Origin of the sequence: Geothrix sp. 21YS21S-2 (genome assembly GCF_030846775.1) — a bacterium.
GTDB lineage: Bacteria > Acidobacteriota > Holophagae > Holophagales > Holophagaceae > Mesoterricola.
In genome coordinates this window covers 4,091,539-4,113,434 of the sequence record NZ_CP132910.1, presented here as the reverse complement: position 1 = coordinate 4,113,434, position 21,896 = coordinate 4,091,539, and the positions used below count along the sequence as shown (strand labels likewise).

The 21,896-nt window shown below is 66.9% G+C and carries 18 protein-coding genes; 17 read left to right on the top strand and 1 reads right to left on the bottom strand.

Annotation, left to right across the window (positions count from 1 at the left end):
• Positions 1–464: 464 nt before the first annotated feature.
• Positions 465–989, bottom strand: coding sequence for a 23S rRNA (pseudouridine(1915)-N(3))-methyltransferase RlmH (locus RAH40_RS18175; protein ID WP_306602312.1), 525 nt, complete (start codon positions 987–989; stop codon positions 465–467).
• Between RAH40_RS18175 and RAH40_RS18170 the strand changes: the two genes are divergently transcribed.
• The 17 genes from RAH40_RS18170 to serS all read left to right on the top strand — a co-directional run bounded on the left by RAH40_RS18170 (position 988) and on the right by serS (position 21,848).
• Entirely contained in the window at positions 988–1,731 is a 744-nt protein-coding gene (locus tag RAH40_RS18170) for a hypothetical protein (protein ID WP_306602325.1), read from the top strand. The genes RAH40_RS18175 and RAH40_RS18170 overlap by 2 nt on opposite strands.
• A 220-nt stretch (positions 1,732–1,951) precedes the next feature.
• Entirely contained in the window at positions 1,952–3,238 is a 1,287-nt protein-coding gene (locus RAH40_RS18165) for a Glu/Leu/Phe/Val dehydrogenase (RefSeq protein ID WP_306599014.1), read from the top strand.
• Between the two features lie 112 nt (positions 3,239–3,350).
• Entirely contained in the window at positions 3,351–6,092 is a 2,742-nt protein-coding gene (locus tag RAH40_RS18160) for a PEP/pyruvate-binding domain-containing protein (protein WP_306599013.1), read from the top strand.
• 113 nt (positions 6,093–6,205) lie between these two features.
• Entirely contained in the window at positions 6,206–7,576 is a 1,371-nt protein-coding gene (gene guaD / locus RAH40_RS18155; protein ID WP_306599012.1) for a guanine deaminase, read from the top strand.
• Positions 7,555–8,154, top strand: coding sequence for a DNA-3-methyladenine glycosylase (locus tag RAH40_RS18150; RefSeq protein ID WP_306599011.1), 600 nt, complete (start codon positions 7,555–7,557; stop codon positions 8,152–8,154). The genes guaD and RAH40_RS18150 overlap by 22 nt, the downstream gene beginning before the upstream one ends.
• A 113-nt stretch (positions 8,155–8,267) precedes the next feature.
• Positions 8,268–9,356 carry an efflux RND transporter periplasmic adaptor subunit gene (locus tag RAH40_RS18145; RefSeq protein WP_306599009.1) on the top strand — a complete coding sequence of 363 codons (1,089 nt, stop codon included), beginning with the start codon at positions 8,268–8,270 and terminating at the stop codon, positions 9,354–9,356.
• Between the two features lies 1 nt (position 9,357).
• Positions 9,358–10,080 (top strand): ABC transporter ATP-binding protein, encoded by a 723-nt coding sequence (locus RAH40_RS18140; protein WP_306599008.1) that lies wholly within the window; start codon positions 9,358–9,360, stop codon positions 10,078–10,080.
• Complete coding sequence (locus RAH40_RS18135; protein WP_306599007.1) at positions 10,077–11,240, top strand: FtsX-like permease family protein; 1,164 nt, start codon at positions 10,077–10,079, stop codon at positions 11,238–11,240. Before RAH40_RS18140 ends, RAH40_RS18135 begins: the two co-directional genes overlap by 4 nt.
• Positions 11,237–12,463: an ABC transporter permease gene (locus RAH40_RS18130; RefSeq protein ID WP_306599006.1), complete on the top strand. Its 1,227-nt coding sequence runs from the start codon at positions 11,237–11,239 to the stop codon at positions 12,461–12,463. Before RAH40_RS18135 ends, RAH40_RS18130 begins: the two co-directional genes overlap by 4 nt.
• Positions 12,464–12,552: 89 nt before the next feature.
• A complete protein-coding gene (locus tag RAH40_RS18125) occupies positions 12,553–12,879 on the top strand; it encodes a PadR family transcriptional regulator (protein WP_306599005.1) in 327 nt (108 codons plus the stop codon).
• On the top strand, positions 12,876–13,622 hold the full coding sequence (locus RAH40_RS18120; protein WP_306599004.1) for a hypothetical protein: 747 nt from the start codon (positions 12,876–12,878) through the stop codon (positions 13,620–13,622). Before RAH40_RS18125 ends, RAH40_RS18120 begins: the two co-directional genes overlap by 4 nt.
• A gap of 100 nt (positions 13,623–13,722) precedes the next feature.
• A complete protein-coding gene (gene rpmE / locus RAH40_RS18115) occupies positions 13,723–13,986 on the top strand; it encodes a 50S ribosomal protein L31 (RefSeq protein WP_373432532.1) in 264 nt (87 codons plus the stop codon).
• Between the two features lie 64 nt (positions 13,987–14,050).
• Positions 14,051–15,124, top strand: a complete 1,074-nt coding sequence (prfA, locus tag RAH40_RS18110) for a peptide chain release factor 1 (protein ID WP_306599003.1) — start codon at positions 14,051–14,053, stop codon at positions 15,122–15,124.
• 223 nt (positions 15,125–15,347) lie between these two features.
• The gene (locus tag RAH40_RS18105) at positions 15,348–16,304 is read left to right on the top strand and encodes a MoxR family ATPase (protein ID WP_306599002.1); all 957 of its coding nucleotides are present in this window, start codon (positions 15,348–15,350) and stop codon (positions 16,302–16,304) included.
• A gap of 275 nt (positions 16,305–16,579) precedes the next feature.
• On the top strand, positions 16,580–19,492 hold the full coding sequence (locus RAH40_RS18100) for a TonB-dependent receptor (RefSeq protein WP_306599000.1): 2,913 nt from the start codon (positions 16,580–16,582) through the stop codon (positions 19,490–19,492).
• 71 nt (positions 19,493–19,563) lie between these two features.
• Positions 19,564–20,550 carry an asparaginase gene (locus tag RAH40_RS18095; protein ID WP_306598999.1) on the top strand — a complete coding sequence of 329 codons (987 nt, stop codon included), beginning with the start codon at positions 19,564–19,566 and terminating at the stop codon, positions 20,548–20,550.
• 32 nt (positions 20,551–20,582) lie between these two features.
• Complete coding sequence (gene serS, locus RAH40_RS18090) at positions 20,583–21,848, top strand: serine--tRNA ligase (RefSeq protein WP_306598998.1); 1,266 nt, start codon at positions 20,583–20,585, stop codon at positions 21,846–21,848.
• The last annotated feature ends 48 nt before the right edge of the window (positions 21,849–21,896 follow it).

Below are 21,896 nucleotides of genomic sequence, written 5' to 3'. Positions count from 1 at the left end.
GAAGATGGAATGACATGTTTCGAAGCATCTGATTGGGAATCGGAAAACCAGATGGCTGGGTCCGAAGATCTGTTTTGAGAAATGCTACGGAGTCCCCAGGGGGCCCGCAAGGAAAGAAAAACCTGACAAAGTCACTCTGTTATTTGAAATAGAGGCGATTTTTCCTCGATATTATTGGGGTTCAATTCCCCATGTTCCCTGATTTGAAAACAGATTTTATGGTCTTTAATAGTAAAAAACAGGCGTCGATCTGGTCGGATTTGGCCGGAAACCTAGATCTGGAAAAGTTCCCTTGCTCACAAAATTTTTTTTTCCGATTGTTTGGCTTGCATTTTGATTTGCAAGCTAGATGCAGTGGTGGCCTGCATATGACGGCTTATAGCGGTCTATTTATTAAAGGGTCGTGGAATCCTAATTCCAATAAATACTACATGCATCAACAGGCATACCGTCCGGTCCGTGACCTACTTGTGGTAGCTGGTGCCCTTGAGGATGGAGAAGGCGCGATACACCTGTTCCAGGAACAGCACCCGGCTCAGGTCGTGGGGGAACGTCATGGGGCTCAGGCTCAGGTGCTCCCTGATCTCGGCCTTGAGGGCCGGGTCGAACCCGTGGCTGGAGCCGATGGCGAAGGCCAGGCTCTCGCCCCGGTCCATGCGGGCCCCCAGCCACCGGGCGAAGTCCTCCGAGGTGCGGGGGGGGCCCTCGGCGCTCAGGAGGACCGGGCACCGGACCGTCGCGAGCTGGGCCCGCAGGCGCTCCCCCTCATCCTTCAGCTGGCGCGCGGGGTCTCCGCGGCCCTCCGCCAGTTCCTCTACATCCAGGCGGGCATAGGCTTTCAGCAGGGTGCGGTAGTGCTGCTCCAAGTCCCTGAGGGGCCCACCCTTGGGCCGCCCAATTGCTATGAGTCGGATCGGATACAAAGGAATCCCGCTGGAAAAGAAGATCGATACCTCCCATAATCTACCAGTTCCATTTGGAGGTTTCATGTTTCTGAAAAACGTCTGGATTCCCGCAATCGCAGGCATGGCGCTCATCGTGGGATGCGACTCCAAGCCCGCCGACACCATCCCCAAGACCGCTCCCATGGCCGCGAAAGAGCCCCACGAGCTGCTGGCCCACTTCAAGTACATCGCGGTCCGGAAGGACTTCGCCGACATCCCCGTGATCGCCCCCCAGGATCTCGCCGGCCTCTACGGCAACGCCTGGTGGTTCCACAATCATGCCGGCCAGATGGACCTGACCCTCACCGACGAGGAGATCAAGGGCCTGGGCGCCGAGGAGGCCAAGAACCTGGGCTACCTCGCCCCCGGCGTCAGCATGGCCGGGATGCAGGCGGCCATGGACAAGCTCTCCGCCAAGGCCATCCCCGCCCTGCCCGCCGAAATGCAGGGCGTCGACCTGCTCAAGGTGGACAAGCTTCCCGGCGAAAAGGAGAACCCCAAGGCCTTCGCGGCCATGAACGGCCCCCTGCTCCGCCCCATGTACAACGCCGGCATCTACCGCCTCCTCAAGGGCGTGCCCGCCGAGCTGTGGAGCGAAGTGGCCCTCATGAAGGCCACGCCCAATCCCAAGAACAACCTCGAGACCGCGCTGGTCCTCGGCTTCCAGGGCAAGCCCATCATCGAGATGACCGCCCGCCAGAAGGCCGACAAGACTTACGGCATCATCTACATCCACTACCTCGTGCAGCCCAGGGCCCTGGCCAAGGCCGTTCCGCCCGCCAAGTAGTCCGTCTCAGGGGGCCCGTTTGTCACAGGACCGTGACGGTCCTGGAACAGCGGGCCCTCCGTGTGTACGCCGTTCCAGTGCCGAAAGTCACGTACTTCCCCCCACCCTCTATCAACCCGGAATAAGGGAGCTATAGTCACTGCGTTAGGCTGTCACGCCTAGGAACCATGGGCCTGCGGGGCAGGCACGGAAACCCACACACTCTCCGAGGAGTCGTCTTATGGCTGAGAAAGCCTTCAACCCGTTCGAAATGGCCCAGAAGCAGTTCGATGCCGTGGCCGAGAAGCTTGGTCTGGACCAGGGCACCCGCGACTTCCTGCGCAGCCCCGCCCGCGAGTTCCACTTCAACATCCCCGTCCGCATGGACGACGGCGCCGTCAAGGTGTTCAAGGGCTTCCGCGTGCAGCACAGCGACGCCCGCGGTCCCGCGAAGGGCGGCATCCGCTTCCACCCCCACGAGACCATCGACACCGTGCGCGCGCTGGCCACCTGGATGACCTGGAAGACCGCCGTGGTGGACATCCCCCTGGGCGGCGGCAAGGGCGGCGTGATCTGCGATCCCCGCGAGCTGAGCGACCGTGAGCAGGAACTCATCTGCCGCGGCTGGGTCCGCCAGGTGTCCCGCAACGTCGGCCCCCTGCAGGACGTCCCCGCTCCCGACGTCATGACCCACGGCCAGCACATGCTGTGGATGATGGACGAGTACGAAGTGCTCAACGGCGGCCGGTTCCCCGGCATGATCACCGGCAAGCCCGTGGGCATGGGCGGCTCCCTGGGCCGCACCGAGGCCACCGGCTACGGCGTGATCTACACCGTCCGCGAAGCCATGAAGGAGATGGGCCTGGACATCAAGGGCGCCACCGCCTCCATCCAGGGCGCCGGCAACGTGGCCCAGTACTCCCTCGACCTCTTCACCAAGTACGGCGGCAAGGTCATCGCCATCTCCTGCTGGGACAACACCGACAAGGTGCCCTACACCTACCGCTGCAAGGACGGCATCGCCTTCGACAAGCTCATGGCCTCCATCGACAAGTTCGGCACCATCGACCCCGCCAAGGCCAAGGCCAACGGCTGGGAGCAGCTGGCCGCCGACGCCTGGATCGAGCAGGACGTCACCGTCCTCATCCCCGCGGCCCAGGAGAACATGATCAACGCCGAGAACGTGGCCAAGATCCGTCCCTCCGTCAAGATCATCGCCGAGGGCGCCAACGGCCCCACCACCCCCGAAGCCGACGTCGTCATCCAGCAGAAGGGCATCTTCATGATCCCCGACTTCCTCTGCAACGCCGGCGGCGTGACCTGCTCCTACTTCGAGCAGGTGCAGTGCAACATGAACTACTTCTGGGAGAAGGAAGAAGTCCTCAGCAAGCTCGACCAGAAGATGACCAACGGCTTCAAGGCCGTCTCCGCCCTGGCCCGCGAGAAGAAGGTCTACATGCGCGACGCCGCCTACATGATCAGCATCAAGCGCGTGGCCGAAGCCAGCCACCTGCGCGGCTGGGTGTAGTCCCGGTCAAGACGTTCCGGCAGACCGGCCCGCTTTCGGCGGGCCGGTTTTTTTCTGTGCGGGCGGGCATCCCGGAGATAATGGCCGGATCACGCCCATCCGTAGGGGAACCATGAACGAAAAGAACTTCGGCCAGTCCCGGGAACTCCAGGCCATCTTCGCCATCGCGGCGCTCCTGACCCGCGAGGACCTCTCCCTCACGCAGATCCTCCAGGTGGTGGCCGAGGCCCTGCCCAAGGGGTTCAAGCACGAGGAGGTCTGCCAGGCGCGCATCCACTTCTGGGGCGAGTGCTTCGAGACCAAGGGGTTCACGCCGAGCCCCTGGACCCTCCGGGCGCCCATCGTGGTGCGGGGGGAGACCCTGGGCGAGGTGGAGGTGGTCTACCTGGAGAACCGCTCGTCCCGGGCGCCGGGAAACCCCTTCCACCTGGACCAGAAGAAGCTGGTGGACCTTACGGCCCAGAAGCTGGGGCAGCTTGCGGAGGTGCGCATCGCCCAGCACGGCGGCGAGCACGTGCCGCCGCCGGCTCCGCCCGCGCCCGCCCAGAAACCCGAGTGGCGCTACATCCTGGACCTGCTCACGGAGATCGACCCGGCCCTGCACCACAGGCTGATCCGTAGGCTCATGAACCACGCCACCAAGGTGGGCGTGCCCGGCGTGCAGAAGATGATCGCGCTGTTCGACCCGGCCATCTACGCCCAGGGGGAGGCCTCCTCCCACGGCTCCAACGCCCCGCTGCCCAAGCGGGACATGGCCACCATGGTCAAGACGTTCAGGGAGATCGAGGACATCGCCTCCATCGTGTTCCAGGACGCGGACCTCACGGCCCTGCTCAAGCAGTGGATGCGCCAGGACAAGCTGGGCTTCCTCGCCATCGCCACGGAGAAGCGGGACATCCCGCTGGTGGAGATCACCGAGATCGTGGACCGCTTCTGCCGCGAGACCGACGAGGCGGTCCCGGCCCTGGCCAGCCAGGACGACCAGAACGTGCGGGTGGCCCTCATCCGCCGCTTCCTCACGGAGAACCTGAAGTTCATCGGCATCGCCAAGCGCCACCTCTCCGTCTACGACTTCGGCAAGATCCTCAACCACGTGGTGGGCCCCGCCCAGGGCAACGGCAAGCTGGGCGGCAAGGCCGCGGGCCTCATCCTGGGCGCGCGCATCCTCAAGCGCCTGGGCAGCGGCAACGCCATGGTCGAGAACGTGAAGACGCCGAAGACCTGGTACATAACCTCCGACGGCATCTACAACTTCCTGCGCCACAACAGCCTCGAGGACCTGTGGAGCCTCAAGTTCAGCCCCGTGGAGGAGGTGCGCCAGACCTTCCCCTACCTGGAGCAGGCCTTCAAGAACTCCTTCTTCTCGCCCGAGATGTACCAGCAGATCCAGTTCGCCATGGACGACCTGGGCGAGGGGCCCGTGATCGTGCGCTCCTCGAGCCTCCTGGAGGACAGCGAGGGCATGGCCTTCTCCGGGAAGTACCGCAGCCTCTTCCTGGCCAACGTGGGCAGCCGCGAGGACCGCCTGGAGGCGCTCATGGACGCGGTGTGCGAGGTGTACGCCTCGGTCTTCGGGCCCGACCCCATCCAGTACCGCGCCGAGCGCGGCCTCCTGGACTTCGTGGAGGAGATGGGCATCATCATCCAGAAGGTGGTGGGGCGCCAGGTGGGCACGTACTTCTTCCCGGCCTTTGCCGGCGTGGCCTTCAGCCACAACGAGTACCGCTGGTCCCCGCGCCTGAAGCGCGAGGACGGCATCGTGCGCATGGTCGCGGGCCTGGGCACGCGCGCCGTGGACCGCCTGGGCAACGACTTCCCCTTCATGCTGAGCCCCGGCCAGCCCAAGATCCGCGTGAACGTCACCCCCGAGCAGGTCACCCACTACGCCCAGAGCCACATGGACGTCATCAACCTCGAGACGGGCCGCTTCGAGACCCATGCGGTGGAGGACCTGCTGAAGGAGGCCGGGGACGACTACCCGCTCCTGGAGCAGATCGTCTCCGTGCTGGAGGACGGATTCCTGAAGAAACCCATGAAGGGCATGGTCAGCGCCGCCAAGGACGACCTGGTCGTGACCTTCGCGGGCCTGGTGGAGCGCACGGACTTCGTGCCCCAGATCCGGGCCATCCTCGCCATCCTCCAGGAGGCCCTGGGCACGGCCGTGGACATGGAGTTCGCCCACGACGGCGCCAACCTCTACCTCCTGCAGTGCCGCCCCCAGAGCCGCATGGAGGAGGAGGGCCTCATGCAGATGCCCACCAAGGTGCCCTTCGACCACAAGATCTTCTCCGCGTCCAAGTTCATCACCAACGGCTACGTGCCCGACATCCGCTACATCGTCTACGTGGACCCCGAGGAGTACCGCAAGATCCCCGACCTGGCCGACCTCCTCTCCATCGCCGACGCCGTGAACCGCCTCAACGGGATCCTGCCCCGCCGGAAGTTCATCCTCATGGGCCCCGGCCGCTGGGGCAGCCGGGGCGACGTCACCCTGGGCGTGGGCATCACCTACTCCGGCATCAACAACACGTCGCTCCTGGTGGAGATCGCCCGCAAGAAGGGCAACTACGTCCCCGACCTCTCCTTCGGCACCCACTTCTTCCAGGACCTGGTGGAGGCGAAGATCCACTACCTGGCCCTCTACCCCGACGACGAGGGCAACCTCTTCAACGAGGACTTCCTGGCCAACAGCCCCAGTGTCCTGACCCAGTTCCTGCCGGAGCACGTGCGGCTGGAGAAGGCCGTGCGCGTCATCGACGTGGAGCAGGCCTTCCCGGGCTGCCGCCTGGAGGTGGTGATGGACGGCAACACCGACCGGGCGCTCGGCTACATCCGGAGCGCAAGCGAACACTAACCCTCGGCGAACCTCGGCTCCTCGGCAGGATTTGATCAACCCCGATGATCCGTGATATCTTCCTGCTGTTTTGCGTCGACCCGACCGTCGGCCATTCTTCCGGAGATACCCACGTGCTGTACCGCGCTCACCTGCTGAGCCCCGACGCCCCTGCGCGCCTGAAGGAGTTTGTCGACGGCGGGCTGCTCGTGGACGAGGCGGGGCGCATCGTCGACCTGGGGGCCTTCGAGGCCCTGGAGGCGGCCCATCCGGGCGCCGAGGTGATGGACCTGCGGCCCCACTGGATCCTGCCGGGACTCATCGACCTGCATTCCCACCTGCCCCAGTTCGAGTGCGTGGCCCTGGACGGGCTGGAGCTGCTGCCCTGGCTGGAGACCCACATCTTCCCGGCCGAGTCCCGGTTCCGGGACCCGGAGGTGGCGGGCCGGGCCGCGCGGGACTACTTCCGCAGCCAGCTGGCCCTGGGCACCACCACCTCGGTGGTCTACCTCACGGTGCACCAGGAGGCCGCCGACCGCGCCTTCCGGGAGGCCGAGCGCTGCGGCATCCGCGGCGTGCTGGGCAAGGTGATGATGGACCGGCACACGCCCGAGTCGCTGCTGGAGGACACGGAGACCTCCCTGCGCCAGAGCGAGGAGCTGTGCCAGACCTGGCACGGCCGGGACGGCGGGCGCCTGGGCTACGCCTTCACGCCCCGCTTCGCGCCGGTGTGCTCCCGGGAGCTCATGACGGGCCTGGCGAAGGCCGCGGACCGCCACGGCGCCTACATCCAGACCCACATCAGCGAGAGCGTCGGGGAGATCGAGCGGGTGCGGGAGCTGTTCCCGGAGGCGGCGGACTACACCGGCGTCTACGCGGCCGCGGGCATGCTGGGGCCCCGGACCCTCCTGGGCCACGGCATCCACCTCTCCCGCTCCGAGCGGGACGCGATCCGGGAGGCCGGCGCCACCGTCGTGCACTGCCCCCGCTCCAACGAGTTCATCAAGAGCGGCATCATGCCCCTGCGCCGCTGGCTCTCCGAGGGCCTCTCCGTGGGCCTGGCCACGGACGTGGGCGGCGGCCCCAGGCTCGACATGTGGGGCGAGATGGCGGCGGCCTGCAACGCCTCCAAGACCCGGTGGGCCGTGGCGCGGCTCCAGGGCCTGCGCCTGGACGCGGTGGAGGGGCTCGACCCCGCCCTGCGAGCGCGCCTCGCCGAGGCCCTGGACCTGGAGCCCGACGAACCGGTCACGCCCGTGGAGGCCTTCCACCTGGCCACCCTCCACGGCGCCAGGGCCCTGGGCCTGGAGGCCCGGACCGGCAGCCTGGACCCCGGCAAGGACGCGGACTTCATCGTTGTGGACCCCCGGCGGGTCGACCCGGCCCCGGTCCGCGCCTCGGAACCCGCCGCCGAGGTGCTCTCCCGGCTCCTGTACCGCTCCGACCCCACCATGATCCGCGCCACCTACGTGCGGGGCCGCCGATGCCACGCCCTGGGAGCCTGATCCCCGCCTCCTTCTATCTGCGCGCCGTGGACGTCGTGGCCCGGGACCTCCTGGGCCGGCACCTGCGCCTGGGCCCGGTGACCCTGCGCGTCACCGAGGTGGAGGCCTACGGCGGGCCGGGGGACTCGGCCAGCCACGCCCGCTCCGGCCGGACCCCCCGCAACGCCCCCATGTGGGAGGCCGGGGGGCGGGCGTATGTCTACTTCTGCTATGGCATGCACCACATGCTCAACGTCGTCACCGGCCCCCCGGACCGGGCCGAGGCCGTGCTCATCCGCAGCTGCGAGCCGGTGGAGGGGCTGGAGACGGTCCTGGAGCGGAGGCGGCACCTGAAGGGCCCCGCCCTCCTCACGGGCCCCGGCAAGGTGGCCCAGGCCCTGGGCGTGGATCTGGCCTTCACGGGCCGGCTCTTCTACGAGCCGGGGGGCCTGGAGCTGCTGGCGGGGACGCCGCCCGCGGCCATCCTCGCAGGCCCCCGGGTGGGGGTGGACTTCGCCGCCCCGGAGGACCGGGACCGGCCCTGGCGGTTCGCGGCCGCGGGCACCCCTTGGGTGAGCCGGCGGAGGAGCCTCGGGTGACCGTCGCCCGGATCCACGCGTTGGGAGGCCATTCGGGGTCCCTGGTCCGATAGTCGCTTGTCCGGTTCCTGAATTCGTTGTTACCTGGATCATTCGATCTCTCGGAGTGGCCCATGTCCAAACCGGTGTTCAAGAAACGCTTCCCCTGGGGCTGGCTGCTCCTGGGCGGCCTGGCGGCGGTGGTGGTGTTCGGCATCATCTCCGCCCGGAACGCCCCGCTGAAGCTGGCGGTGACGGCACCCACGGTGTACCAGGCCGGCGAACGAAATCCGGTGCTCACGGCAAGCGGCTACCTGGTGGCCCGGCACCGGGCCACCCTCTCGGCCAAGGTTCCCGGGCGCATCGAATGGCTGGGGGTGGAAGAGGGCAGCCGGGTGAGCAAGGGACAGGTCATCGCCCGGCTGGAGGCGCCGGACCTGCAGGCCTCCCGCGACCAGATCGACGCCCAGCTCAAGCAGGCCGTCCTGGACCGGGACCGGGGCGAGGCCCTGGCCAGGGACGGGGTGCTGGACCGGGCCTCGCTGGACAAGCTGCGCACCGCCTGCCTCACCCTCAAGGCCCAGCTGGCCTACCAGGACGCCCTGCTGGAGAACATGGTGCTGCGCGCCCCCTTCACGGGCACCGTCACCCAGAAGCTCTCCGAAGTGGGCGAGACCGTGAGCCCGGGCAGCGCGGGCGGCGCCAACGCCATCAACGCCGTGGCCGTCCTGGCCGACTTCGACAGCCTGGAGCTGGAGGTGGAGGTGAACGAGACCGGCCTGCCCAGGCTCCGCAAGGGCATGCCCGCCGAGATCCGCGTGGACGCCCTGGACGCCGAGCCCGGGGCGAAGCCCCTGCGGGGCACCCTGCGGGAGATCTACCCCTCCTCCAACCGCCAGAAGGCCACCGTCCTGGTGCGCGTGGCCCTGGTGGACCGGCACCCCATCCTGGTGCCCGACATGGGCGCCAAGATCACCTTCATGGGCGATCCCTTCCCCGCCCAGACCCTCTTCCTGGGCCGGGAGCAGATCGTGCGCCGGCAGGGGAGGACGTTCGTGTGGACCGTGGACGGAGGCCGCGCCGCGCTCCGCCCCGTGGAACTGGGGGCGGAGAATCCCGTGGGCTTCGTGGCCAGGGGCATCCCCGCCGACCTCCCGCTCCTGGTGGTGCCCCAGGAGGTCAAGCTGGAGGAGGGCAAGCGCGTCATCCCCCGGGAGCGCTGAGATGGACGACGTCAGCGTCAGGCTGCGCAACCTGGCCAAGAGCTACTGGCGGGGGACCCTCGAGATCCCCGTTCTCACGGGCATCGACCTGGACATCCCCAAGGGGGGCTACTACGCCCTCATGGGCCCCAGCGGCTCGGGCAAGACCACGCTCCTCAACCTCATCGCCGGCATCGACCGGCCCTCGGGCGGGGAGCTGGAGGTGTGCGGCCACGCCCTCAACGGGCTGAACGACGACGAACTGGCCGGGTGGCGCAGCCGGAACGTGGGCTTCATCTTCCAGAACTACAACCTGGTGCCGGTGCTCAACGCCTACGAGAACGTCGAGCTGCCCCTGCTCCTGCAGGACCTGGGCCGGGCCGAGCGGCGCGAGCGGGTGCTCCACGCCCTGTCCCTGGTCAACCTCACGGACCGCATGCACAACTACCCCCGCCAGCTCTCCGGCGGCCAGGAGCAGCGGGTGGCCATCGCCCGCGCCATCGTGCACGACCCCGAGCTGATCGTCGCCGACGAGCCCACCGGGGCCCTGGACGCGAAGAACGCCGAGGAGGCCCTCATCCTCCTGGAGCACCTGAACCAGGAACTGGGCAAGACCATCGTGCTGGTCACCCACGACCCCAAGGCCGCCAGCCACGCGCGCTTCCAGATCCACCTGGAGAAGGGCGTCCTGGACCGCACGGTGGAGGTGCACGACCGCCCCGCCCTTCCCCGCCTCCTGACATGAAGTTCCTCACCCTGGTGCTGCGCTCCCTGTTCCGCTCCAAGCGGAGGACCTTCCTGACGGTGCTGAGCCTGTCGGTGTCGGTGTTTCTCATCGCGCTGCTGCAGAGCCTGCTGGGCACCATGGACTCCCTCTCCACGTCCACCGCCAGCGGCACGCGCTTCGTGGTGCAGGACAAGGCCTCCTTCACCAACGTGATCCCCCAGGCCTACGCCAACTTCCTGCGCCAGCAGCCCGAGGTGGAGCGGTTCACCTCCTTCCAGTGGTTCGGAGGCGAGTACAAGGACCCCAAGAACTTCTTCGCCAACTTCGGCGTGGACCCCGAGCCCTACCTCCAGGTGTACCGCGAGGAGGCCAACCTCCCCAGCATCCCCCTGGACCAGGTGCGGGACTTCCTGCGGGACGGCAACGGGTGCATCGTGGGCAGGACCCTGGCCGACAAGTTCGGCTGGAAGCTGGGCGACGTGGTGCCCCTGAAGAGCCCCATCTTCAACCTCACCCTGCGCCTGAACATCCGCATCATCTTCACGGGGCTGCGCAAGTCCGACGAGATGTTCCTGGCCTTCAACATCAAGCAGCTGCAGGAGGCGGTGCCGTGGATGAAGGGCCGGGTGGGCGCCTTCACCGTGCGCGCCAAGAACCCCGCCGACATCCCGAAGCTCTGCGAGCGCATCGACCGCCACTTCGCCAACAGCGCCCAGGAGACCCTCTCCATCACCGAGAACGCGTTCAACCTGAACATGATGAAGATGCTCGGGGACTACTCCACCATGGTCCACTCCATCTCCGCGGCGGTGCTGGTGGCCATCCTCATCGTCACCGCCAACACCATGGCCATGGCCATCCGGGAGCGCACCACCCAGATCTCGACCATGCGGGCCCTGGGCTTCCGGTCCGGGCAGATCCTTTCGCTGCTCATGGCCGAAGGCCTCCTCCTCTCCCTCCTGGGCAGCGCCCTGGGCATCGCCATGGCCATGGGGGTGGCTTCGGCCGCGGCGAAGGTGGCGGGCCAGATACTCCCGTGGATGGCCGACTTCATCATCACGCCCGAGACGCTTCTCCTTTGCGTGCTGATCACGCTCGCCCTGGGGCTGCTCTCCACCTTCATCCCCGCCTACCGCGCCAGCCGCAGGCCCATCACCGAAGGGCTGAGGGCCCTGTGATCTGGTACCTCTTCGTCCCCCTCGCCCCGTACCTGCTGTGGCTGCTGTGGGCCGCGGCCTTCCACCCGCTGCCCTTGACCTACAACTGGCGCTCCATCTGGCAGCGGTGGGCGGGCACGCTCTCCACGGTCGGGGCCATCGCCATCGTCGTGATGGTCTTCGTGGTGGTGCTGTCCATGGCCCAGGGCGTCTCGAAGGCCTACGTGCGCAGCGGCCGCGAGGACCAGGTGATCATCATGCGCCAGAACGCGCGGGTGGAGATGATGAGCTCGGTGAGCCTGGCCCAGGCCCGGCTCATCCTCACCCACCCCCTCATCGCCCATGACGAGGTGGGGCCCCTGGCCACCGAGGACATCATCGTCAGCAAGCAGGTGGCCCTGGCCGACGGGTCCGGGGCCATGAGCGTGACGGTGCGGGGCACCACCCCGGCCGGGATCCGCATGCGCAGCCAGGTGCGGATGCTCAGGGGCCGCTGGTTCAACCCCGGCCTTTCCGAGGCCGTGGTCCCCCAGAAGATGCTGAACCGGTACACCGGGGTGGAATGGGGCCGGAGCATCGACATGGCCGGGAGGAGCTGGAAGGTCGTGGGGGTCTTCGACGGGGACGGCAGCGTCTTCGACTCGGAGATCTGGACCGAGGTGGGCGACCTGCGCCAGGCCTTCCGCCGCTACGGCAATGACTCATCCATGGCCGTGCGCCTGCGCAGCGCGGCGGACGTGCCCGCCTTCGTCCGGGACATGGAGCAGGACGTGCGCCTCAAGCTGGAGGCCAAGCCCGAGCCCGCCTATTTCGCGGACCTGGGCGACGCGGGCCGGCCCATGCAGGTGCTCGGCCAGATCATCACCCTGATCCTCACCGTGGGCGCGGTGTTCGCGGCCATGAACACGATGTACGCCACCGTGGCCGGACGCACGCCCGAGATCGGCACCCTCCGGGCCCTGGGCTTCCGCCGCCGGGAGATCCTGGCCAGCTTCCAGTGGGAGGCGATCCTCCTCACGGCCCTGGGGGGCCTGCTGGGCGCCGGGCTCTCCCTGCTCTTCAACGGCATCCGCACCGGCACCGTGAACATGAACACCTGGTCCGACGTGAGCTACGCCTTCGCCGTGACCCCGGACCTCATGGCCCAGGGCGTGGGCTTCAGCATCCTGATGGGGGTGGCGGGAGGCTTCCTGCCGGCCTGGCGGGCCAGCCGCATCCCCGTGACCGAGGCCATGAGGGCTTGAACGATTAATAAATTTCTTTTACACTCCTTTCTACCGCGCATTGACGGCATCAGCTTGCGAGGTAAACTGGTCACTAAACGGGAGGCACTATGGACCGTGAACTGCTAAAGGGGAGCACTCCGCTTCTTCTGCTGTCTCTGCTCACGGACGGCCCTATGTACGGGTACCAGATCATCGAGACGGTCAAACAAAGGACCGACGGCAGCTACACCCTCAAGGAGGGCGCGCTCTACCCTGCCCTGCACAAGCTCGAGGCGGCCGAGTTCATCACGTCCTACTGGCAGACCCAGCCCAACGGCCGGGACCGCCGCTACTACGCCATCCAGCCTGCCGGCGCGTCCTTCCTGGCCGCCAAGAAGCAGGAATGGGGGCAGTTCGTGGCCATGGTGGACGGCTTCGTGGGACCCCGGCCGTGAGCCAGGCGCTCGCCGCCTACCTCTCCGAAGTGGAGCGGGGACTCGGGGGGCTTTCCTCAAGCAGGCGGCGGCTGATCATCCGGGAACTCGCGGCCCATCTCCAGGATGAGGCGGAGGCCCGGGGCATCCAGACGGAGGCCCAGATGGCGGACCTCCTGGCGGAAAAGGAGCGCCCCCGGGAGCTGGCACAGGAGCTCTCCAGCGGCGAAGGCACCGACGCCACCCACCGCAGCGAGACCTCGCTGCTGGCCGGCAGCCTCCTGGGCCTGGCCACCGGCGGCTACCTCTACCTCCAGGGCGGCTGGCCCTGGCACCTGAGCCTGGCCTTCTGCATGGCCCACGGCCTGGCGGTGGGCGCGGGCATCTTCCTGGTGCGCCGCCGCTGGCAGCGCCTGGGGAGGCAGGGCCGGATCCTCACCTCCCTGGTATTTGGCACCCTCATGGCCATCCCCCTGGGGTTCACCAGCCTGCGGGGCTTCAATTCCAGCCGGCTCCTTTACGGAGCCTTCACGGGCTACATGCTGGAGCGCCACTCGGAACCCCGGCCGGCCTGGCAGGCGGTCCTGGAGACGGTGGGCTTCACCGTGCTGGACTACCTGGCCTACACCTTCATCTTCACCCACCGGCGCCCGTACAGCTGGCTCCTGGAGCTCAGCTTCAACTTCACCCTGGCCCTGGCGGTCCTGGTGGCCCTCCACCTCAAGCGGCTCCTGTCGGGACGGTGGCTGCTGGCCCCCCAGTGATTTCGGGTTGAGTTCCAAGGCTATCCGGGCTACACTTTCTCCCTTGTGCGTGAACAAGCCGCGTGCCGTCATGGCATCCGGTCGGTTCCAGGAGGCCCCAATGAAGGACAAGATCCATCCCCAGCTTTTCGACGTGAACGTCCACTGCGCGTGCGGCAGCGAGTTCGTCACCCGTTCCACCAAGAAGGAGCTCCGGGTCGAAGTCTGCTCGGCCTGCCACCCCTTCTTCACCGGCAAGCAGAAGCTCATGGACACCGCCGGCCGGGTGGAAAAGTTCAACCGCAAGTATGCCAAGAAGGAAGTGGCGGCCCCCGTGGCCGAGGCCGCTCCCGAGGCGGAAGCTCCGGCCGAAGCCAACCAGTAGCTACAGCATTCCCAGGAACGGGCCGATCCTCGGCCCGTTCTTTTTTTGTATGTGTGGGTGACCCATGCTCGACCAGCTTGAATCCCTCGATGCCAAGTACCAGGAGATCGAAGCCCAGCTCCAGGACCCCGCCGTCGTCAGCGACATGAAGCGGCTGCGGGAGCTCACCAAGCTGCGCTCGGAACTGGAGCCCGTGGTGGAGGCCTGGCACCTCCAGCGCACCCGGCTCCGCCAGCTGGAGGAGGCCGAGCAGATACTCGCCGACAGGACCCAGGACGCGGACCTGCGCGAAATGGCGGGCATGGAGATCCCCGAGCTCAAGGAGGCCATCCAGGCCGGGGAGGCCGCCCTGCGGAGCCTGCTGGTGCCCAAGGACCCCAAGGACGAGCGCAACGTCATCCTGGAGGTGCGGGCCGGCACCGGGGGGGAGGAGGCCGCCCTGTTCGCCGCGGAGATCTTCCGGATGTACGTGCGCTTCGCGGAGCGCCGGGGGTACCGGGTGTCGGTGCTCAGCGAGAGCGAGGCCGACCAGGGCGGGCTGCGGGAGGTCGTCGCCGAGGTCGAAGGGGCCGGGGCCTACTCCCTGTTCCGGTTCGAGAGCGGCGTCCACCGGGTGCAGCGGGTGCCCAAGACCGAGACCCAGGGCCGCATCCACACCTCAGCCTGCACCGTGGCGGTCATGCCCGAGGCCGACGAGGTCGACATCGACGTCAGGAAGGAGGACCTGCGCATCGACACCTTCTGCTCGGGCGGCAAGGGCGGCCAGAGCGTGAACACCACCTACTCCGCCGTGCGCCTCACCCACCTGCCCACCAACACCGTGGTGCAGTGCCAGGACGAGCGCAGCCAGCTCAAGAACATGGCCAAGGCCATGACCGTGCTGCGAAGCCGCCTCCTGGAGAAGGCCCAGGCCGAGGTGGACCAGGCCGAGGCCAGCCTGCGCAAGACGCAGGTGGGTTCCGGGGACCGGAGCGAGAAGATCCGCACCTACAACTTCCCCCAGGGCCGGGTCACCGACCACCGGGTGAACGTCACCATCCACCAGCTGGACGCGTTCATGCAGGGCATGATCGAGCCCATCCTCGAACCCCTGCGCGCGGCCCACGAGGCGGAACGGCTCCAGCAACTGGAGGCCTGAGGAAAAACTCACTTATATATAAGGATGGCTGAAAGGACGAGGTGCCCTGTCTTTCTCGGCGAACCTCGGCTCCTCGGCCACCTCGGCGATGAAGGATGAAATCCGGTCGCATACATCTTATTTATTATCTACAATTAGCCTAAGCGATTCCTGCCGGACCCAACCCCTGGTTGCAGTTTTCCCCACCTCACCCCACGATAACTGGACCCCCCCGGACGATCCCATGGCCCCCGCACACCCCTCCCGCCCCCTGGATACCCTCCTGCACGAGTGCCGGAAGGTCATCGTGGGCCAGCCCCAGCTGCTGAACCGGCTCCTGGTGGCCCTGCTGGTGCCCGGGCACGTGCTGCTGGAGGGGCTTCCCGGGCTGGCCAAGACCCGGACCGTCAAGACCCTGGCGGCGGCGAGCCGCATGCACTTCCGGCGCATCCAGTTCACCCCGGACCTGCTGCCCTCGGACGTGGTGGGCACCCTGGTCTTCGACCCGAGGAACCTCACCTTCACCCCCAAGAAGGGCCCCATCTTCGCCAACCTGCTCCTTGCCGACGAGATCAACCGGGCCCCCAGCAAGGTGCAGTCGGCCCTCCTGGAGGCCATGGAGGAGCGCCAGGTCACCCTCGGGGAGGAGAGCTTCCCCCTGCCGGACCCCTTCCTGGTCCTGGCCACCCAGAACCCCCTGGAGCAGGAGGGCACCTTCCCGCTGCCCGAGGCCCAGATGGACCGGTTCCTCTTCAAGCTCCGCATCGACTACCCCAGCCTCCAGGAGGAGGGGGAGGTGCTCCGCCGCGCCGATGGGCGCGAGGAGCCCGTGCTGCCCATGATGAGCGGCGAGGAGATCCTTGAAGGGGGGGTCCAGGCCCGCAGGGTCCGGCTGGACGAGGCCATCCGGAACTACATCGTGCGCCTGGTCCAGGCCACCCGCCCCGGCCACGGCAAGGCCTGGAAGGACCGGGAGCTGCTCCGCTGCGGCGCCTCCCCCCGGGCTTCCCTGGCCCTCCAGGCCTCCTCCAAGGCCCTGGCCTACCTTTCCGGGCGGGACCACGTGCTCCCCGAGGACGTGGCGGCCCTCGCCCCGGACGTCCTGAGGCACCGGCTCCTGCTCACCTACGAGAGCGAGGCCGACGGGGTGACCACGGACGATGTCATCAAGGCCCTGTTGACGGCCACTCCGAGACCCTGAAAAAAGGCTGTGACCTTCTTCACATACAAGTTGACAAATGCTTTATTGCCCTGTTTTCAATCCTTAACAAAAATTAACATGACCCCAAAAAAAGAAAACACGATTGGGGAACTTTCTCCACCGTGCTAGCATGGGTCACCCTACTTAGGTCACCTGATATTTTCCAATAATGGGCCGGGGAAAGGCCTTGATGTCTTTGAACCCCCGGAATTAACCCCTAAGCGAAGTGATATAACCAATTATCGCTAACGCTAACCCCAAACAGGAGGATGCACATGCATCGTAGACTCGAAAACTTCGGCCGGATCGCCGCGCTGATCGTCGTGGGTTCCGTGACCCTCGCCGCCCAGGGCACGCAGACGTCCAGCATCAGCGGCAGCCTCGTCGACCAGAACGGCGCTGCGGTCGCCGGCGCCACCGTCAACCTGGTTTCCACCAGCCTCCAGGGCCCCCGCGTCCTGCAGACGGACGACAAGGGCCGGTTCATCACCCGCCTGCTGCCTCCCGGCAACTACACCATCACCATCTCGAAGACCGGCTTCCAGACCATCAAGACCACTGAGAAGATCGGCATCGACCAGACCTACCAGCCCCGTTTCACCATGGCCAAGACCGCCTACGCGGTCGTGGAAGTGGTCGGAACCGCCGCCGCCGTTGACCGCACCGACGTCAAGACCGCCTCCAACTACTCCCTGGACGCCGTCGACGCCCTGCCCAACGCCCGCACGATGGAAGGCGTCGCCCTGCTGACCCCCGGCGTCACCACCGGCGTCGGCAACCGCGTCCAGATCCGCGGCGCCATGACCTCCGGCAACCTCTACCTGCTGGACGGCCAGAACATCTCCGACAACGCCTACAACAACCGCGGCGTCCGCCTGATCGACGACTCGATCGAAGAGATCCAGGTCATCACCGGCGCCATCTCCGCCGAATACGGCGACGTGGACGGCGGCGTGCTGAACGCCATCACCCGTTCCGGCGGCAACGAGTTCGCCGGCCAGCTGCGCTGGGAGCTGAAGGACGCCGCCTGGAACGCCTACAATCCGAAGGACACCCGCGGCTCCTTCCCCAACACGATGAACGAGGAGAAGACGATCTCCCTCTCCGGCTTCATCATCAAGGACAAGCTCTGGTTCTCTGGCAGCTTCTTCTCCACCAACCAGACCGGCGCCGGCACCATCACCTTTGACCTCGGCAACCGCGTCGGCTCCAACCCGGTCATCTCCAACAACGACCAGACGGGCCTCGTGGGCTTCAACGCCCCCTATATCACCCAGACCAAGGAAATCCGCCGCCAGATCAAGTTGACCTGGGCCGTCAACCAGAACCACACCCTGGTCACCTCCTTCAACAACGCCCGCATCGACGACGTCAACCGCAACTACAGCGCGGCCATGACCACGGCGCTGGTTCCGCAGGTGAGCACCTCCGAGTTCCTGAACCTCCAGTGGCGCGCCATCTGGTCCAACACCATCACGTCGGAGATGAAGGTCGGCCGCAAGAAGCAGAAGCTCTCCGCCGGCGCCAACGTGGCCGGTGGCAGCCCGATGTACAACTACAGCTCCGCCACGGGCGGCTATCTGAACAACGGCATCTTCAACCAGAACGACGGCGGCGACAACCGCAACAACCAGACCTTCAACGCGAAGGTCAGCATGTTCTGGGACGGCGCCGGCAGCCACACCACCGACGTCGGCGTCGACTACTACAAGGGCATCTCCAAGGCCCGCAACGAGCAGTCCCCCACCGGCTTCACCTTCGGCGTCACCCGGCCCTCCCTCAACGGCCAGGTCGCCGGAATCTGGGAAGCCCGCCCCCGCGACGTCTGGGAATGGATCAGCGGCGACGGCGAGGCCCACAACTTCTCCGAGGCCCTCTATGTCAACGACAAGTGGACCGTCAACAAGCACCTGAGCTTCAACATCGGCCTGCGCTTCGACAAATTCAAGGCCGAGAACGAGACCGGCAAGTCCACGGCTTCCGCCAGCGGCTTCTCCCCCCGTTTCGGCACGAAGTACGACATCCTCGGCGACGGCAACTGGCTCGTCAGCGCCGCCTGGGCCCGCTACAACTCCAAGGTCCTCGAGGGCATCACCAACTCCGTGACCAAGCAGGGCAACCCCACCGAGATCGACCACCCCTACGTTGGCCCCGGCGGCCTCACCACCTACCAGACCTTCGCCTACATCACCAACCTGGCGACGGTCCGCACCAACTATGACTTCACCAAGTTCGCCTACTACAACGACCCCACCCTGAACGTCTCCCTTTCCACGGACCTGAAGAACCCCACCGTGGATGAGACCCAGGTCGCCGGCCAGTACTTCTTCAACACGCCCGCCATTGGCGCCGGTTCCGTGAAGGTCACCTTCGTCAACAAGAAGTGGAAGAACCTGTTCGACTACAAGATCGGCAACCAGGGTCACGTGCTCGCTCCCGACGGCAGCGATCTCTACATGCGCGTCTGGGAAAACAGCGACGCCGCCCGCCGCGAGTACAAGGGCATGGAACTGGAGACCACCCTGCAGCGCGATGAGTGGCAGCTCGTCGGCACCGCCACCTGGAGCAGCCTGAAGGGCAACTACGAGGGCGAGGCCACCAACAGCCCCGCCGCCGGCGGCGGCCTCAAGAACTTCACGGTTCAGGACGGGGTGCAGATGTATGACCCCTCCATCACCACCCCCTACGGCTACCTCCAGGGCCACGTGCCCCTCCGCATCCGCGCCACCGCGTCCCGCGCCATGGCCAACAAGTACGGCAAGACCACCATCGGTCTCGTCTACCGCCAGGATTCGGGCCTGCACTACAGCAAGAGCCGCACCATCGACAACATCGCGGCCCTGAACCCCAACCTCAGCGACCAGTTCGGCAGCAGCTTCACCCAGTACGAGGGCGGCCGCCGCATGGAAGGCGTCTTCCCCACCGCCGTCTACCTCGATCTGGCCCTGACCCACGAGTTCACCATCTTCAAGGTGGCCTCCAAGGCCGTCACCGGCTTCTTCAAGGCCAACATCGGCAACGTCCTGAACCACCAGCAGATCATCAGCTGGGACACCAACTACAACACCGCCTCTTCCATGACGGACGCCTGGGTCAAGGCCAATCCCTCGACCTTCGGCAAGCCCCGTCAGTCCGCCGACTACGGCACCGGCCGCACCCTGGCCGTTTCCACCGGCTTCCGCTTCTAGTTCAGACGGAACCGCGTAGTACCTGAAGGGCGCCCGGGAAACCGGGCGCCCTTTTCAATTAGACTGATGGCATGACGATGCGCACCGTTACCCTCATCCACACGGGCGGCACCCTGGGCATGGGGCCCGGGGAGGACGCCAGCCTCGCCCCGGGCCCCTCCCTGGACCGCATCCTGGACCAGGTGCCCGAATTGCGCGAATTGGCGGATCTGCGCATGGTCGTGGCCTTCAACCAGGACTCGGCCACCACGGAGCCCGGGGACATCCTCGTCCTGGCCCGGCTCATCGTCGAGGCGGCTGCGCAAAGCGACGGCATCGTCCTCATCCACGGCACCGACACCATGGCCTACACGGCCTCGGTGCTGGGCTTCCTCCTGGCCGGCCTGGACAAGCCGGTGGTGATCACCGGCAGCCAGCGGCCCCTGGCCTACGTGCGCAGCGACGCCCGGGGCAACCTGGTGGACGCCGTGACCCTCGCGGCGAGGGGCGTCCCGGAAGTGGGCATCTGCTTCGGGGACCACTGGCTGCGCGGGGTCGCCGCGGACAAGGTGAGCGTGCACCGCTACGAGGCCTTCGAGTCCCCCAACCTGCCTCCCCTGGCGGAGCTGGGCCTCCACGTCCAGATCCACCCCCATGCGGGCGCCTTCCCCCGCCAGGTGCCGCCCCGCATCGGCCTGGCGCTGGAGCCTGCCATCGAGGTGTACGCCCCCTTCCCGGGCATGCCCTGGCGCCTTCCGGACCCGGGCTGCCGCGGCGTGCTCATCCGGGCCTACGGGGCCGGCAACCTCCCCATGGACCGCGGCGACCTGCGGGCGCTCCTGCAGCACTGCCGGGCGCAGGACCTGCCGGTGGTCATCATCAGCCAGTGCATCTCGGGGGGCGTGGACCTCGCCACCTACGACCTGGGCCGCCAGGCCCGGGCCCAGGGGGCCATCTCCGGGGGCCGGCACACGCCCTGGGCCGCGCTGGCCAAGCTCTCGCTGGCGCTGGGCGCGGGTTTCGGGACGGACGAGATCCGGCGCGCCTTCGAGGTCTCCTGGGCCGGAGAGCCCGTCTGATACACTGGTCCTCTACCCATTGAGGAACCGCCATGCTCGACGCCGCCCTTCTCCGCAACGACCTGGATCAAGTGGTGCAGGGCCTGGCCAAGCGCAGCGTGGTCTTCGACCAGGAGACCTACCAGGAGCTGGACGCGGCGCGCCGCCGGATCATCCAGGAGGCCGAGGCCCTCAAGGCCGAGCGCAACAAGGTGTCCGAGGAGGTGGCCCGCCTGAAGCGCGCCAAGGAGGACGCCAGCCACCTCATCGCCGCCCAGGGGGAGGTGGGCAACCGCCTCAAGGCCCTGGAGGCCGCCGAGAAGGAGGCCGAGGCCGCGTTCAGGGCCTTCATGGCCACGCTGCCCAACCTGCCCCACGAGAGCGTCCCCGTGGGCAGGGACGAGCACGCCAACGTCGAGATCAAGCGCTGGGGCACCCCCGCCGTCATCGAGAAGCCCCTGGACCACGTGGACCTGGGCACGAAGCTCGGCATCCTGGACCTGGACCGGGCCGCCAAGCTCAGCGGGGCGCGCTTCTCCATCCTCAAGGGCCTGGGCGCCAAGCTGGACCGCGCCCTCATCACCTTCATGGCCGACCAGCACGGTGATCGCGGCTGGACCGAGGTGCTCCCGCCCTACCTGGTGCTGCCGGAGTGCATGTACGGCACCGGCCAGCTGCCCAAGTTCGAGCAGGACCTCTTCAAGACGTTCCGGGGCGAGGATCCGCTGTACCTCATCCCCACCGCCGAGGTGCCCGTCACCAACATGTACCGGGAGGAGATCCTCCCCGCCGAGCAGCTCCCCCTGCGCCACTTCGCCTTCACCCCCTGCTTCCGCAGCGAGGCCGGCAGCTACGGCAAGGACACCAAGGGCATCATCCGCCAGCACCAGTTCCACAAGGTGGAGCTGGTGGCCTTCGCGACGCCGGAGCAGGCCCTGGAGGAGCTGGAGAACCTCACCTCGCAGGCCGAGCGCATCCTGGAGGCGCTGGAGCTCCCCTACCGCCGCGTACTGCTCTGCAGCGGCGACATGGGCTTCTCCAGCCGCAAGACCTTCGATCTGGAGGTGTGGCTGCCCAGCCAGAACACCTACCGGGAGATCAGCTCCTGCAGCTGGTTCGGGGACTTCCAGGCAAGGCGCGCCAACATCCGCTACCGCGGGGCCAACGGCAAGCCGCAGCCCCTGCACACGCTCAACGGCAGCGGCCTGGCCGTGGGCCGCACCTGGGTCGCCATCCTGGAGAACTACCAGCAGCCCGACGGCAGCGTGAAGATCCCCAAGGTGCTGCAGGCCTTCATGGGCTGCGACGTCATCAGGTAGTCCTTCCTCGGCGCTGGATTGTTCAAGGTTGTTTCGGCGCTTCTATCA